General features: G+C 67.2%; 14 protein-coding genes. 7 read left to right on the top strand and 7 right to left on the bottom strand.

Annotation, left to right across the window (positions count from 1 at the left end):
• Positions 1-430: 430 nt before the first annotated feature.
• Positions 431-1,576, top strand: a complete 1,146-nt coding sequence (locus ACFXBC_RS20325) for an ABC transporter ATP-binding protein (protein ID WP_385025977.1) — start codon at positions 431-433, stop codon at positions 1,574-1,576.
• 177 nt (positions 1,577-1,753) lie between these two features.
• Here the strand turns inward: ACFXBC_RS20325 and ACFXBC_RS20320 are convergent, their stop codons facing one another.
• Both ACFXBC_RS20320 and ACFXBC_RS20315 read right to left on the bottom strand, forming a co-directional pair.
• Entirely contained in the window at positions 1,754-2,605 is an 852-nt protein-coding gene (locus ACFXBC_RS20320; RefSeq protein ID WP_385025931.1) for a helix-turn-helix domain-containing protein, read from the bottom strand.
• Between the two features lie 10 nt (positions 2,606-2,615).
• On the bottom strand, positions 2,616-3,350 hold the full coding sequence (locus ACFXBC_RS20315) for a DUF6879 family protein (RefSeq protein WP_385025928.1): 735 nt from the start codon (positions 3,348-3,350) through the stop codon (positions 2,616-2,618).
• 172 nt (positions 3,351-3,522) lie between these two features.
• On the opposite strand from ACFXBC_RS20315, the gene ACFXBC_RS20310 reads away from it, so the two are divergent.
• The 4 genes from ACFXBC_RS20310 to ACFXBC_RS20295 all read left to right on the top strand — a co-directional run bounded on the left by ACFXBC_RS20310 (position 3,523) and on the right by ACFXBC_RS20295 (position 5,048).
• Positions 3,523-3,726, top strand: coding sequence for a hypothetical protein (locus ACFXBC_RS20310; RefSeq protein ID WP_385025925.1), 204 nt, complete (start codon positions 3,523-3,525; stop codon positions 3,724-3,726).
• Positions 3,723-3,956: a hypothetical protein gene (locus ACFXBC_RS20305; protein ID WP_385025922.1), complete on the top strand. Its 234-nt coding sequence runs from the start codon at positions 3,723-3,725 to the stop codon at positions 3,954-3,956. The genes ACFXBC_RS20310 and ACFXBC_RS20305 overlap by 4 nt, the downstream gene beginning before the upstream one ends.
• Positions 3,957-4,336: 380 nt before the next feature.
• Positions 4,337-4,567, top strand: a complete 231-nt coding sequence (locus ACFXBC_RS20300) for a hypothetical protein (RefSeq protein WP_385025919.1) — start codon at positions 4,337-4,339, stop codon at positions 4,565-4,567.
• A 247-nt stretch (positions 4,568-4,814) separates the two neighbouring features.
• Positions 4,815-5,048: a hypothetical protein gene (locus ACFXBC_RS20295; RefSeq protein ID WP_385025916.1), complete on the top strand. Its 234-nt coding sequence runs from the start codon at positions 4,815-4,817 to the stop codon at positions 5,046-5,048.
• A gap of 73 nt (positions 5,049-5,121) precedes the next feature.
• Here ACFXBC_RS20295 and ACFXBC_RS20290 read toward each other — a convergent pair whose 3' ends face one another.
• The 5 genes from ACFXBC_RS20290 to ACFXBC_RS20270 all read right to left on the bottom strand — a co-directional run bounded on the left by ACFXBC_RS20290 (position 5,122) and on the right by ACFXBC_RS20270 (position 10,998).
• A complete protein-coding gene (locus tag ACFXBC_RS20290; protein ID WP_385025913.1) occupies positions 5,122-6,417 on the bottom strand; it encodes an ABC transporter ATP-binding protein in 1,296 nt (431 codons plus the stop codon).
• On the bottom strand, positions 6,407-7,384 hold the full coding sequence (locus ACFXBC_RS20285) for an ABC transporter ATP-binding protein (RefSeq protein WP_385025910.1): 978 nt from the start codon (positions 7,382-7,384) through the stop codon (positions 6,407-6,409). The genes ACFXBC_RS20290 and ACFXBC_RS20285 overlap by 11 nt, the downstream gene beginning before the upstream one ends.
• 12 nt (positions 7,385-7,396) lie before the next feature.
• Positions 7,397-8,371, bottom strand: a complete 975-nt coding sequence (locus tag ACFXBC_RS20280) for an ABC transporter permease (protein ID WP_385025907.1) — start codon at positions 8,369-8,371, stop codon at positions 7,397-7,399.
• Positions 8,364-9,287: an ABC transporter permease gene (locus ACFXBC_RS20275; protein WP_385025904.1), complete on the bottom strand. Its 924-nt coding sequence runs from the start codon at positions 9,285-9,287 to the stop codon at positions 8,364-8,366. Before ACFXBC_RS20275 ends, ACFXBC_RS20280 begins: the two co-directional genes overlap by 8 nt.
• A 79-nt stretch (positions 9,288-9,366) precedes the next feature.
• Positions 9,367-10,998, bottom strand: a complete 1,632-nt coding sequence (locus tag ACFXBC_RS20270; protein ID WP_385025901.1) for an ABC transporter substrate-binding protein — start codon at positions 10,996-10,998, stop codon at positions 9,367-9,369.
• 368 nt (positions 10,999-11,366) lie between these two features.
• Here ACFXBC_RS20270 and ACFXBC_RS20265 point away from each other — a divergent pair, with 368 nt between their 5' ends.
• Both ACFXBC_RS20265 and ACFXBC_RS20260 read left to right on the top strand, forming a co-directional pair.
• Entirely contained in the window at positions 11,367-12,401 is a 1,035-nt protein-coding gene (locus ACFXBC_RS20265) for an ABC transporter permease (RefSeq protein WP_385025898.1), read from the top strand.
• 80 nt (positions 12,402-12,481) lie between these two features.
• Positions 12,482-14,251, top strand: coding sequence for an ABC transporter substrate-binding protein (locus ACFXBC_RS20260; protein ID WP_385025895.1), 1,770 nt, complete (start codon positions 12,482-12,484; stop codon positions 14,249-14,251).
• Positions 14,252-14,394 lie beyond the last annotated feature (143 nt).

Below are 14,394 nucleotides of genomic sequence, written 5' to 3'. Positions count from 1 at the left end.
GTGCGCTCCGGCGTACGGTGGCCGCGCGCGCCCCCCCCCCCGCGCCGGCGCGCGCGGCGCGGCCGCGCCGGGGGGCGCCGGGCGGGCGGGGGGGGGCCCCCACCCCCCCCCCCCCCCTCCACGGCACCCGCACGGCCCCGTAGCCCCCCACTCTGCCGGTCCCGTATATCGGCTCCGCCACAGCAGGATTGCCGCTCTGTTAAAGCACTCCGCCGAAGAACTCCGGCGGTTCGGACCCTTGACTCGCGTCCTCGCACCGGGCCACGCTCGCTCAGCTGCGATGGTTCCAACAGCGGGGCAGAAGCACGGGCAGAGCACGGACGAGCACGGAAGAGCCCATCCCGCACCGCTGGCAAGGGAGTTGATGGATCAAGCCACGACCGGGCCCACCGGCCGGGGTCAGGACACCACACCGAGGAAGCGATACGACATGGCGCACGAGGCCACCATTCCCGCTCCCCGCGACAAGGCGCCCCGCCAGGGTGAGGTACTGCTCTCCGCCGAGGGGCTGACCAAGCACTTCCCCATCATGGGCGGCTTTCCCTTCAAGCGCAGGATCGGCGCGGTCCAGGCCGTCGACGGCATCGACCTCACCCTGCACACCGGCGAGAGCTTCGGCCTGGTGGGCGAGTCGGGGTGCGGCAAGTCCACCACCGGGCGGGTGCTGACCCGGCTGCTCGAACCGACCTCCGGCCGGCTCGTCTACCGGGGCCAGGACATCACCCGCGCGGGCCGCCGTCAGCTGGCGCCGGTACGCCCCGAGATCCAGATGATCTTCCAGGACCCCTACTCGTCGCTCAACCCCCGCCAGACGGTCGGCAAGATCATCGGCGGCCCGATGGAGATCAACGGCATCAACCCCAAGGGCGGCCGCGAGCACCGGATCCGCGAACTCCTGGAGATCGTCGGCCTCAACCCGGAGCACTACAACCGCTTCCCGCACGAGTTCTCCGGCGGCCAGCGCCAGCGCATCGGCGTCGCCCGCGCCCTCGCCCTGGAGCCGAAACTCATCGTGGCCGACGAGCCGGTCTCCGCACTCGACGTCTCCATCCAGGCCCAGGTCGTCAACCTCCTCCAGGAACTCCAGCGCGAGCTGGACATCGCCTTCCTGTTCATCGCCCACGACCTGGCGGTCGTCCGGCACTTCTCGGACCGGGTCGCCGTCATGTACCTCGGAAAGATCGTCGAGGTGGGCGACCGGGACTCCATCTACCAGCAGCCCCGCCATCCGTACACCCACGCGCTGCTCTCGGCGGTCCCGGAGCCCGCGCTCATCAGCGACGAGGACCGCGCCGTCCATGAACGCATCCGGCTCGCGGGCGACGTACCGTCCCCGATCTCGCCGCCCTCCGGCTGCCGCTTCCGTACCCGCTGCTGGAAGGCGCAGGACAAGTGCGCGGCCGAGGAGCCCCCGCTGGTACGGGTCGACGGCAACCGGGACGGGCACCTGACGGCCTGCCACTTCCCCGAGGCCCCCACGACGGAACGCGAGTCGGAGATCATCCTCGACCCGGCACTGCGGGAACTGGAGACGGACCCGGGCGGCCCGGACGCGCCCGGCGTGGAGAGCGTCTAGCGCGGTGTGATCCGTCCCGGCCCTCCCCCGGGCCGGGCCTGCGGGTACGGGGATGCCCAGCGGCGGCCTACCGTGGGGTCTCCCCGGGCCTGGAGCCCCCACGCGGGGCGACCGCGGGCCGTACCTGCCAGCACGGGCCCCGGAGACGTCTTCTCTGGCCTCGGCCCAGGCGATCCGTCAATGCGAGTTCAGTGCACGGCGGGCGGAGTTGATGACGTTGTGGGCGTCAGACGCATACACGGCCGACTCATGCAGGGTCCGCCAGACCTTCGAGTACAAGGCGATGTTGTCGGCGTCGTCCAACCACATCTCGGCGTGCCAGTCCTCCGCGACCACCAGGCGGTCATCGAGGAGCCAGAAGCCGTTAGCGGGCACGATCTTGACGGAGGCCGTGAACGGGATAACGCCCAGCTCCACAGTGTCCATACCGAGCATCCCGGAAAGGCGGTCGAGCTGGGCGGCCAGCACGGAGGGCGGACAGACCAGCGACCGCAACGCCGCTTCCCACGCCAGGACGTGCAGCTTGCAGCCGGGCCGGTACAGCCACTCCTGCCTCTGCACCCGGGAGCGCACAGCGGACTCGATGTCGCTGGCTCCACCCAACAGGTCGGCATACCGCTGGATGACGTGGCGCGCGTACTCGGGGGTCTGCAACAGACCAGGGATCACTGACTCTTCCCAGAGCCACATTTCCGAGGTGCGGTCGATCTCGGCGCTCAGCCCCTCGTGCAGCGGCTTGAAGCCGTTCGCCAGCGCGCGACGCCATGACCTGATGTGGGACTCGAACCCCGCCAGCCGGGCGGCAAGCTCGGGGTACACGCCCGGCTGCTCGGTCGCGTCGGCCCATGACCTCAGATCCTCGGGAGTGGCTGTCTGCTTGGCGTTCTCCAGCTTGCTGACCTTGGAGCCCTGCCAGCCAAGCCGCTGGGCAAGCTGCTGACCGGTAAGACGACCACCAGGGCAGGTGAACCGGAGTTCGCGCAGTCGCGCCCCCAGGGCCGTCCTGGCTTGCTGGTAGTCAGTGCTCACCGGTTACGCGTCATTCGGTCGCGGCGAACTGGTCGAACGGCACGGCGTGGTGCATCGCCGCGTCACGCACCGTGGCGTACCGCACAACCTCAGCCGGTTCGGTGATCAGCTCAATGTCGGTGATGTTGTCGGCGTCGTCGAAGTGCAGCAGGGCGACGATCCGCGAATCGAAGATCCAGAAGTCTTCGGCGGGCAGCTCGGCCGCGTCCTCGCGCCACAGGTACCGGATGTCCTCGCCGACCGCCGCGTTGTGCCGGGCGTAGTCGAGCAAGAACCGCTGCTCGGTCGTCATCGGGTCGTCGGCTACGCGCACCCGGCCGACCGTCTTGCCTGCCTCGCTCTGGGCCTTGATGTTGACAAACCAGGGCTCGTTGGGGTCGCAGGGCGCGAACCCGGTGGCCAAGAACGCCTGAAAGTCGGGGTCCTCACGGTCCGAGGCGTATCCGCGTCGAGTCTCCAGACGCCAAGCGGTGTACTTGAAGGTCTCGAAGAGGCGGCGGAAGGTGGCCCGATCCACGAGGTCCGGCACCGGCTCAATTTCCTTCGGCCCCCAGTTCACGAGTAGTTCGCGCGGTACGGCCACTGCCGCATCGTCCGGCCCGAAATGCTGCAGGTTTGCGAGGTCTTCGGGGTCAGTGACGGGGGTGCCTTGCACGATGATCTCGCCGGTTCCTTCGTCCGTGTGCAGGGCGGGGCAACCATCGACCTTGCTGTCTGTGCCGATGAAGCGCAACTGACGAGCCATGACGCTCTCCCTTCGAGGGGGTCTTGATCTCACAGCATGACCGGGCCGTCGGTTCCGTTCTACGGGGTCAGGCAGGGTGCAGGAGAAAACATCAGCAACCTCGGACGAGTGGCGAGCAAATTTGAGAAAACAGCGTACCGCCGGGCAACTCGTCACTTCTAGCGTCCTGTTCATGGCGACCAAAGAACAGCAGGGCATCGACCCGTTCACGGCGATGGAGTCCCTGAGAGCGGCACTGGCCGGGGTCGGGATCGTCCTCCCCTCACTTGCGGTTGACGCCGCGTCCCCGGCCCTGCGGCTCGTGGAGCTGGGGCGGGTTCGCGCCGATGTGGCCGCGCGCCTGGCTGACGCGTTGCGGAGAGAGGGTCGGAAGTGACCGGACACGAGAAGCCAAAAACGACCGTCAGCCACGGCACGTTGCCCTACCCGCGCGGCACCCTCGTCGAGGACACGATCTCTCAACGCACGGGCCTGCTGATGGGCGTGCTTGTGGAACGCACCAAGAAGACACAGACGGTGGTCAGCCGACAGGCGTTCATGGTGCCCGAGGGTGGCGGCCTTGAGTGGGATGTGCCGTTGGAGCGGGTCAAGGCGGTGGAGGAGTAACCAGACCGAACATCAGCGCCCTGCCATCAACTTCTCTACGGCAGGGCGCTGTTGTGTGCCTTGCGGTACCATCGAAAACAGTGAGTCGAAAAGCTCCGCGCACCTGTGCGCCCCGGTGAAACGGGAGGGCAGGACAACGTCAACCTAAGTGACTGGGTTCGGTGGTTCTTGGACCACCACGCTCGACGATGTGAGTCAAGCTCCCGGGGTTGATGGGTAGAGCAACACCGCACGCCTTGCAACACCTGGACCTGGAAAGCGGTCCAACCCGAGAACATTTGCGCGCCGCATCAGCGCGGGTGTCTCGGTCCGAACCGAAGGGTTCGGATCGAGGCTGCCTGCGCACCCGATCCGACTCATGACAGGGAAGGTCAGGATCGGTGGACGGCAACGCCATCATCGTCATTCTCGCCATCGCTGGCGTGGCTTCCGTGCTGCTCTTTGCACTAAAAGGGCTGCTCGACCAGGTCCCGGACGTGATCGACTCCGCCGGGAAAGCACGCGACGCGTGGCACCGTTTCAAGAGGTCCGAGATGCGACCTCCAGCGGACGACGAGGAGTCCCCCTTGGCCTCATCGCCACCAGAGTCCCCGTCCAGCCAACTCAGCTGAGGCGAGTCCTGCGCAGCAGGTCCGAGAACAGACAGAGCATCAACTTCCTTATCTGGCGGCGGGGTTCGACCCGTGCGGACCGGCCCGCGATCCGACCCATCATCACCGGGAGCGCGCACCGGCATTCCCTGGGCTGCTCATCGCTGGTCACCGACGGAAATCCTGGCTCTGGCGCCAGGATTTCCCGCACTACGTTGAAACGCACCATGTCGTGCTATCCGAGGCGTTCATCGAGCATGTGCGTGGCTTGAACTATCAGATGCCGACCCTCATCACCGCGCAGTTCGCGCCCCACTACAACGAGACCATGCCTCTCGTCGGCTGGGGCGCGGCTGTCCCCTGGCGATCGACTGCGGCCGTGCTCGAACCCGAACCGCGAGCAGTGACAAGCAAGGCCCAGTTCGACTCGGCGTTGCTGGCCCAGGAACGAAACCGGCCCCACGGCAGCTGGACCAAGCCCCGCAAGCCGAGGAGAGCATGAGGCATCACCAGCGCAGTTACGGTCTACGGCTGGAGTAGTAGGCGGCCGGCGAAGCCTCGCCCGCGCCCCGGGTTCAGGCAGGCGTCGCACCGGCGGGCCCGGACGTACCACCGGGCGGCGGGCCCCCGGGCGTACCACCGGAAGGTGCCCCACCCGAGGGGGTACCGCCGGACGGTCCACCGCCGAAGGGCCCCGCGCCGCCGTCCGCAGGCCCTCCCGGGCCCTCGTCCGGCCCGGTGTCCGGTACGACCTGCTTCTCCTCGGCGAAGTGGCAGGCCGAGTCGTGGTGCACCGGACCCTCCGCGTCCCGGAACAGCTCGGGCACCGCCAGCGCAGGCACCTCACGCGCGCACCGCTCCTGCGCCTTCCAGCAGCGGGTGCGGAAGCGGCAGCCGGACGGCGGGTTGGCGGGTGAGGGCACGTCGCCCGCCAGGATGATCCGCTCGCGCCGGTCCCGCGCCTCCGGGTCCGGCACCGGCACGGCGGAGAGCAGCGCCTGGGTGTACGGGTGGGTGGGGTGCTCGTAGATCTCCGCGTCCGAGCCGACCTCGACGATCCGACCGAGGTACATCACCCCCACCCGGTTCGAGATGTGCCGGACGATCGACAGGTCGTGCGCGATGAACACGTACGCCAGGCCGAACTCCTGCTGGAGCCGCCCCAGCAGGTTGATGACCTGGGCCTGTACGGACACGTCGAGCGCGGAGACCGGTTCGTCGGCCACGATGATCTCGGGGTTGAGCGCGAGGCCGCGCGCGATACCGATGCGCTGGCGCTGGCCGCCGGAGAACTGGTGCGGATAGCGGTTGATGTACTCCGGGTTGAGCCCGACGACGTCGAGCAGGTCCTGGACCTTCCGGCGGCGGCTGCCCCGGGGCGCCACCTCGGGGTGGATCTCGTACGGCTCCCCGATGATGTCGCCGACCGTCATCCGGGGGTTGAGCGAGGTGTACGGGTCCTGGAAGACCATCTGGATGTTGCGGCGTACGGCCTTGAGCGCGCGGCCGGACATTCTGGTGATGTCCTCGCCCTTGTACCGGATCGTGCCGGCCGTGGGCGCCTCCAGATTGACCAGCATCCTGGCCACGGTCGACTTGCCGCAGCCGGACTCGCCCACGATGCCGAGCGTCTCGCCCTGGCGGAGCGCGAACGACACCCCGTCGACGGCCTTGACGGCGCCGACCTGCTTCCTGAACAGGATTCCCTGGGTGAGCGGGTAGTGCTTGACCAGGTCGCGGACTTCGAGGACGGGCTCCTTCTCGTGGAAGGCGACCTCCGCGTGCGACTTCTCCATCAGGTCGCGCCGGGCCTCGGCCTCCGCGCCCGCCTCGTCCTGTGCCGCGTGGCGCCGCGAGCGGTCAGCGTGCATTGAGCGTCTCCTTCCAGAAGTGGCAGGCGCTCCGGCGCTCCGGGGACACTTCGTACAGCGGCGGCACGTCGGTGCGGCACACCTCCTGAGCCAGCGGGCAGCGGGGGTTGAAGGCGCAGCCGGGCGGGATGTGCAGCAGGTTCGGGGGCAGCCCCTTGATCGCGTACAGCTCCTGGCCCTTCTGGTCGACGCGCGGGATCGATTCGAGGAGGCCCTTGGTGTACGGGTGGGCGGGGGCCCGGTAGATCTGGTGGACCGGTGAGGTCTCGACGATCCGGCCCGCGTACATCACCGCGATCTTGTCCGCGACGTCCGCCACCACGCCCAGGTCGTGGGTGATGAGGATCAGCCCCATGTTGAACTCCCGCTGGAGCTCCGCGAGCAGGTCCATCACCTGGGCCTGGACGGTCACATCGAGGGCGGTGGTCGGCTCGTCGGCGATGATCAGGTCCGGTTCCAGGGCCAGCGCCATGGCGATCATGATGCGCTGGCGCATCCCGCCGGAGAACTGGTGCGGGTACTGGCCGACCCGCTCCCTGGCCGCCGGGATCCGCACCGTCTCCATCAGCTCGATGGCCCTGGCCTTGGCGTCCTTGCGGGACATGCCCCGGTGGACGGTGAACATCTCACCGAGCTGCTCGCCCACGCTGAGCACCGGGTTGAGCGACGAGAGGGCGTCCTGGAAGATCATCGCCATCTTGGCGCCGCGGATCTTCCGCCTCTCCTCCGCCTTGAGCTTCAGCAGATCCTGCCCCTGGAAGAGGATCTCGCCGCCCGCGATCCGGCCCGGCGGCACATCGAGGATGCCCATGATGGCCTGGGCGGTCACCGACTTGCCCGAGCCCGATTCGCCGAGGACGGCGAGCGTCTCACCGGAGTCCACTGTGTAGTCGACGCCGTTCACCGCCTTCGCGACCCCGTCGCGGGTGTGGAACTCCACGTGCAGATCGCGTACTTCGAGCAGCATGGTCCGGACTCCTCAGCGCAGCTTGGGGTCGAGGGCGTCGCGCACCGCGTCGCCGAGCATGATGAAGGCGAGCACCGTGATCGCCAGTGCTCCGGCCGGCCAGAGCAGCATGTGCGGGGCGTTGCGGATGTAGGGCGAAGCGGCGGAGATGTCGATGCCCCAGGAGACGGTGGGGGGCTTCAGGCCGACGCCGAGGAAGGACAGGGTCGCCTCCAGCGAGATGTACGTACCGAGGGCGATGGTCGCCACGACGATCACGGGCGCGACCGCGTTCGGCGCGATGTGGCGCAGCAGCATCCGGGAGTTGGACGCGCCGAGCGCCCGCGCCGCCTGGACGTAGTCATTCTGTTTGGCGGTGATGACGGAGCCGCGCGCGATACGCGCGATCTGCGGCCAGCCCAGCAGCACCATGAAGCCGATCACCGGCCAGACGGTGTTGCTGGTGACCACGGACAGCAGCACCAGACCGCCGAGCACCACCGGGATACCGAAGAAGATGTCGGTGATCCGGGAGAGGACCGCGTCGCCCGCCCCGCCGTAGAAGCCCGCGAGTCCGCCCAGGATGCTGCCGATGACGGCCACTCCGACCGTGGCGCAGACACCGACCGTCACGGACTGCCGGGCGCCGTAGACGGTACGGGTGTAGACGTCGCAGCCCTGTCCGGTGAAGCCGAAGGGGTGGCCGGGCTGGGGGCCCTCCTGGGCCTTGTCCAGGTTGCAGGCGAGCGGGTTCTGGTCGGCGATCAGCTGGGGCCAGATCGAGATCACCACCAGGAAGAGAATGACCAGCGCGGAGATGATGAAGACCGGGTTGCGGCGCAGATCGCGCCAGGCGTCGGACCAGAGACTGCGGGCCGGCTCGTCGGGGCCGGGGCCGCCGCCGTCCTGCTGGTTCTCCAGTGTCACGCCCTCGCCCATGGCGAGGTCGGTGGCCCCGCCGGCCCCGGCGGCGGAGATGGCTTCGTCGGAATTCTGCGGCTCAGGCATACCGGATCCTCGGGTCGAGAACGGCGTAGAGGAGGTCGACGACGAGGTTCGCCACCAGGAACACGATGACGAGGACGGTGACGAAGCCGACGACGGTCTGGCTGTTCTGGCGGACGATGCCCTGGTAGAGCTGGTAGCCGACGCCGTGGATGTTGAAGATGCGCTCGGTGACGATGGCACCGCCCATCAGGCCCCCGATGTCGGTCCCGATGAAGGTCACGACGGGGATCAGCGAGTTGCGCAGCAGGTGGCGGATGATGATGCGGCGTCTCGGGAGCCCTTTGGCCGTGGCGGTCCTGACGTAGTCGGCGCGCCGGTTCTCCGCGATCGAGGTCCTGGTCAGCCGGGTGACGTACGCGAGGGAGACGGAGGCGAGCACGAGGCCGGGCAGGATCAGCTCGTTGAAGGGGGCCTCCGGTGAGACGGCGGGCTGGATCAGTCCCCATTTCACGCCGAACAGCAGCTGGGCCAGCAGGCCGGTGACGAAGGTCGGCACGGAGATGACGATCAGGGTGAGCAGCAGGACGGTGGAGTCGATCGGACGGCCGCGCCGGAGTCCCGTGACCACGCCGAAGGAGATACCGATGAGCACCTCGAAGATGATGGCGACGATGGTGAGCCGGATGGTGACGGGGAAGGCGCTGCCCATCAGGTCGGTGACCTTCTGACCGTTGAACGCGGTCCCGAAGTCGCCCGTGAAGACGTTCCCCATATAGGTCAGGTACTGCTGCCACACGGGCTTGTCGAGGCCGAACTCGCTGCGCAGCTGGGCGGCGGTGGCCGGGTCGCAGGCGCGGTCGCCGCAGAGTCCCGCGACGGGGTCGCCCATGACGTTCACCATCAGGAAGATCAGCAGCGTCGCACCGATGAAGACCGGGATCATCTGCAGCAGACGCCTGATCACATAACGTCCCATGAGGGGCTCCGGGGGTCGTCGTTCCGGGAAGGTGTGCGGCCCGGCGCGCCGGGCGCGCCGGGCCGTGCTCCCGCAGGCGTCAGTGGACCTTGATCTCGTTGTAGACCGGCACGCTGAACGGGTTCAGGGCGACGTTCGAGAGACGGTCGGAGTAGCCGGCGCTGCCGTTCTGGTACCAGAGCGGGATGGCGCCCATGTTGTCCCTGAGCACCCCTTCGGCGTCCTGGAACTTCTTGACGGCGGCGGCCTTGTCGGTCTCCGCGTTGGCCTGGTTGATGAGCTTGTCGAACTGCTTGTTGGTCCAGTGGCCGTCGTTGGACGAGGCGTTGGTGTAGTACAGCGGCTGCAGGAAGTTCTGGATGAGCGGGTAGTCCATCTGCCAGCCCGCCCGGAACGGGCCCGTCATCTTCTTCGCCGTGATCTGGTTGCGGAAGTCGGCAAAGGTGCCGATCGGGTTGCCGACACAGGCCTTGTCGTTGCCGAGGCTGTTGTTGATGTTGTTGCAGATGGCGTCGACCCACTCCTTGTGCGAGCCGGTGTCCGCGTTGTACGAGATCTTCAGCTGGCCGCCGGGGATCCCGCCGCCCTCCTTGACCAGCTTCTTCGCCTCGGCCGGGTTGTACTTGCAGGAGGCGCCGCAGAGCCCGGCCTTGTATCCGCCGCCGGCGCCGAGGACCGGGGAGGTCCAGTCGGTGGCCGGGGTCCTGGTGTTCTGGAAGATCGTCTTGGTGATCTGCGGGCGGTTGATCGCCATCGAGAGCCCGATCCGCACCTTCTTGGCGCCCGCGGTGTTCCAGTCGGGCCGGTAGAAGGGGAAGGCGAGCGTCTGGATGATGCCCGCGGGGGTGTTGATGTAGCGCCCGTTCAGGTCGGCCTTGACGTTCTTGAGCTGCGCGGCGGGCACGTCGTCGACCAGGTCGAGGTTGCCCGCGGTCAGGTCGGTGTAGGCGGTGTTGTTGTCCGTGTAGACCTTGAGGTCGACGCCGCCGTTCTGCGCCTTGTCGGGGCCGGGGTACTTGGCCCACTTGCGCAGGCTCATCTTGGAGCCCTTGGTGTACGACTGCACGGTGTACGGACCGTTGCCGATCGGCTTGGACAGCCAGGCGGAGTGGTTCTTGTAGAACGCCGTGGGCAGCGGGGCGAAGGCCGGGTACCCGAGGGTGTCGGGGAACGTGGAGAACTTCTGGTTGAGCTTCACCGTGAAGGTGGTGTCGTTGACGACCTTCAGCCCGGAGAGCTTGGAGGCCGTGGCGCTGCCGGAGTCCGGGTGGACCTTGTCGTAGCCGTCGATGTACCCGAAGAAGTACGCGTCCTTCTGGTTGTGCTTCAGATCCGCGCCGTAGTTCCAGGCGTCGACGAAGGACTTGGCGGTGATCTTCTCACCGTTGCTGAAGGTCCAGCCCTTCTTGATGGTGATCCTGAAGTTCACCGAGTCCTTGGTCGTGACGCCGGCGGCCATCATGTTCTCGGCCTTGCCGGTCTTCGGGTCGTACTTCTTGAGGCCCCGGAAGATCATGTCGAGGACCTTGCCGCCCTGGACCTCGTTGGTGTTCGCCGGCTCCAGGGGGTTCTGCGGATCGCCCCAGGAGGAGCTGAGGACCCCGTTCGCCCCGCCACTTCCGCCACTGCTTCCTCCGCCGCCGCAGGCGGTCGCCGCGAGGGCGACGGCGACCGCGCAAGCGGCCCACTTGGCGTGTGTGGCTCCGCGCATGGAGTGCCTCCTCTAGGTCCTGAATCCCACTTAGGCCCCAATATCTGTGGATAGCACCACCAATGCACCTTCTCTACGGCCGTCTGTGTCCATCCGTCACCAGAAACGCCCGGATGCCCCGCATAACGAAATGGACACACCTTTGACCGGACGCGGGTGCCCGAAAAGGTACGCTTTGGGGTTTACCCAAATCCGACGTCCACCAAGAACGCGTCTTTCTTCCTTCAAGACACGGTCAAAAACCTAAAGAACAGGTGTGGACTTGCTACGCGCATTGACCGTTGTCAACTCGATTGATTGGGTCCGTTCCAACCCCTTAGCTCCTCCTGCCCGGAGGATGCCGCTTTCCGTACGGGGACAGGAGTTCGATGACCACGCCATCCCCGGCCCCCCTCGTTCCGGTGGACACCACTGCCACCGATATCGTTGAGGAGTCCCGGCAGCCCGACAGCCCGAACAAGGGCGCCGACGCCCGGAGCCCAAGCCAACTGGCTTGGCGGCGATTCAAGCGCGACAAGACAGGCGTCATATCCGCCTGCGTCGTCGTGTTCTTCTTCGTGATCGGCATCGCCGCACCGCTGATCGCGAAGCTGTACGGGAAGAACCCGTACGAGACGTACGGCCAGGACACCCCCGGGCTGCTCAACAGCTTCGCCTACCCGATCAAGCCCAATGGCGGCATCAGCAGCGACTTCTGGTTCGGCCTGGAGCCGTCGCTGGGCCGGGACGTCTTCACGTTCCTGCTCTACGGAATCCGCACCTCGCTGCTGATCGCCTCGGCGATCACGATCCTCCTGACCGTCGTCGGGGTGGTCATCGGCGTGACGGCCGGATATCTGGGCGGCAAGACGGACTACCTCATCGGCCGGCTCATCGACGTCCTGCTGTCCTTCCCGTCGACCCTGTTCTTCATCGCCTTCATGCCGGTGGTCTACGGGCTCTTCGTCGGTCCGGACGATGACATCCCGACGTCGCTCCGCGCCATCAGTCTGATCCTGGTCCTCGCGGGCTTCGGCTGGGCCTCGCTGGCCCGCCTGCTCCGCGGACAGGTACTGGCGCTGCGTGAGCGGGAGTTCGTCGAGGCAGCCAAGGTGACCGGCGCATCGCCTGCCCGGATCATCTTCAAGGAACTGCTTCCGAACCTCTGGACGCCGATCCTCATCCAGTCCACTCTTGCGCTGCCCGCCATGGTGACGGCCGAGGCCGGTCTTGCCTTCCTCGGCGTCGGCATGATCGACCCGACCCCGGACTGGGGAGTCATGATCGCGCGTGGTTCGACGTTCTACACGGACGACTTCACCTTCATGCTCTTCCCGGGCGTCTCCATGGTCATCTTCGTGCTCGCCTTCAATCTGCTCGGCGACTCGGTACGCGACGCGCTCGACCCCAAGTCGAAGCGCTGAATCTCCGCTCCAACAGCCCGGCCGCCGCGGTCCGGCCTGTCGCACCTGCCTCGTCCACCGAACCCAAGGACCAATACGCCATGTCTTTCTCCCGCAGAAACTTCCTGATAGCCACCGGAGTGGCGGCCGCGAGCTCCACCGTCCTCAGCGCATGCAGCAGCGGTGGCGGTGGCGGCGACACCGGCAGTGGCGGCAAGGACGCCCCGAACGTCAGCAAGGGCAAGGCCGACAAGATCCTGGTCGGCACCAAGGCCGACTCCACCGGTCCCGCCCCCGAGGTCCCGGGCGCGGTCAAGGGCGGCACCATCTGGACGATGGACCAGCTCGACTGCGACCACCTGGACCCGGCGCAGATCTGGTCGAGCTACGAGGGCTGGATCACCCCGCTCTTCATGCGCGGTCTGGTCGGCTACAAGATCGCGAGCAACGGCACCGCCACCCTCGTGGGCGACCTCGCCACCGACGCCGGCACGATGAAGGACGGCGGCAAGACCTGGTCCTTCACGCTGAAGGACGGAGGCAAGTGGGAGGACGGTTCCGACGTCACGATCGAGGACGTCCGCCACACCTTCGAGCGGCTCTTCGCCACCTTCATCACGTACGGCCCGCGCTACCCCCAGCAGTGGCTGGTCGGCGGCAAGGACTACAAGGGCCCCTACAGCGGCAAGCACCTCGACTCGATCGAGATCAGCGGCAAGACCGTCACCTTCCACCTGAACACGGCCCGTACCGACTTCAACTTCACACTCGGTATGCGCGCCTTCTCCTTGGTGCCCAAGAAGCACGACACCAAGGAGGACTACGACAAGAAGCCGTTCTCCTGCGGCCCGTACAAGATCGACGCCCGTCAGCCCGGCAAGTCGATGTCGATCTCGCGCAACCCGCACTGGGACCCGAAGACGGACCCGATCCGCAACGCGTACCCGGACAAGTGGCAGCTGCAGTTCGGCTTCCAGCTGCTCGCGTCCACGGACCGCTACGTCGCCGACCAGGGCAACGACCAGCACACCGTGTCGATGTTCAACGAGATCGCGCCCGAGCGCATCCAGAAGGTGCTCGGCGACCCGCAGCTGAAGAAGCGCGTCCTGACGCACCTCGACACCGCGACGTACTACTACGCCATCAACACGACGCGGATCAAGGACGTCAAGGTCCGCCAGGCGCTCAACTACGCGTGGCCGTCGCAGCAGTGCCAGCTGATCCGCGGTGGTACCTCGAACTCCGAGATCGCCACCACGATCATCAGCCCCCTCACCCCCGGCCACACCGACTTCGACCTCTACGGCAAGCGGAAGAAGCCCACCGGTGACCCGGAGAAGGCCAAGGCGCTCCTCAAGGAGGCCGGCAAGATGGGCCAGAAGGTCGTCATCGCCTTCCAGCAGTCCGACAACGCCGTCAAGCAGGCTGTGGCGATCAAGAACGCCCTCACCAAGGCCGGTTTCACCCCGGTCACCAAGCAGGTCGACAAGACGACCTTCTACACTCAGATCGCCCAGATCGACAACACCTACGACATGTTCGCGGCCGGCTGGTCCGCCGACTGGCCGGGCGGCTACACCGCCCTCCAGCCGACCTTCGACGGCCGTGTGATCGCCAACGGCGCGTCGAACTGGCCGCAGCTGAACAACCCGAGTGTCAACAAGGCCATCGACGCGGCTGCGCTGATCACGGACCAGAAGAAGGCCGACGAGGCCTGGGGCGCCATCGACCGCCAGATCATGGAGCTGGCGGCCTGTGTCCCCGACTACTGGCCGATCCGTAACTGGCTGCACGGCTCCAAGGTCGGCGGGCTGATCTACGACGCCGGCGCCACCGGTATCGCGATCACCAAGCTCTACACGACGAAGTAGCCCGTCACCCGGGGGAGGGCGGCCCGATCGGCTGCCCGCCCCCCGCCCCCGCCCCCCCCCCCCCCCCCCCCCCCCCCCCGCCGAACAACCCGGCGCCCGCCGCCCCCACCCGAAAATTACAACCCACACATGGCATATTTATC

Source organism: Streptomyces sp. NPDC059398 (assembly GCF_042751845.1).
In the GTDB taxonomy this organism is placed as follows: Bacteria; Actinomycetota; Actinomycetes; order Streptomycetales; family Streptomycetaceae; genus Streptomyces.
The sequence above is the reverse complement of the archived record's forward strand: the minus strand, read 5'-3'. Positions and strand labels throughout refer to the sequence as shown.

What these genes read in the sequence shown, in the direction of transcription:
- ACFXBC_RS20270 (WP_385025901.1), bottom strand. Translation starts at nt 10,998, where the DNA reads ATGCGCGGAGCCACACACGCCAAGTGGGCCGCTTGCGCGGTCGCCGTC.
- ACFXBC_RS20260 (WP_385025895.1), top strand. Translation starts at nt 12,482, where the DNA reads ATGTCTTTCTCCCGCAGAAACTTCCTGATAGCCACCGGAGTGGCGGCC.
- ACFXBC_RS20285 (WP_385025910.1), bottom strand. Translation starts at nt 7,384, where the DNA reads ATGCTGCTCGAAGTACGCGATCTGCACGTGGAGTTCCACACCCGCGAC.
- ACFXBC_RS20290 (WP_385025913.1), bottom strand. Translation starts at nt 6,417, where the DNA reads ATGCACGCTGACCGCTCGCGGCGCCACGCGGCACAGGACGAGGCGGGC.
- ACFXBC_RS20310 (WP_385025925.1), top strand. Translation starts at nt 3,523, where the DNA reads ATGGCGACCAAAGAACAGCAGGGCATCGACCCGTTCACGGCGATGGAG.
- ACFXBC_RS20265 (WP_385025898.1), top strand. Translation starts at nt 11,367, where the DNA reads ATGACCACGCCATCCCCGGCCCCCCTCGTTCCGGTGGACACCACTGCC.
- ACFXBC_RS20280 (WP_385025907.1), bottom strand. Translation starts at nt 8,371, where the DNA reads ATGCCTGAGCCGCAGAATTCCGACGAAGCCATCTCCGCCGCCGGGGCC.
- ACFXBC_RS20315 (WP_385025928.1), bottom strand. Translation starts at nt 3,350, where the DNA reads ATGGCTCGTCAGTTGCGCTTCATCGGCACAGACAGCAAGGTCGATGGT.
- ACFXBC_RS20325 (WP_385025977.1), top strand. Translation starts at nt 431, where the DNA reads ATGGCGCACGAGGCCACCATTCCCGCTCCCCGCGACAAGGCGCCCCGC.
- ACFXBC_RS20275 (WP_385025904.1), bottom strand. Translation starts at nt 9,287, where the DNA reads ATGGGACGTTATGTGATCAGGCGTCTGCTGCAGATGATCCCGGTCTTC.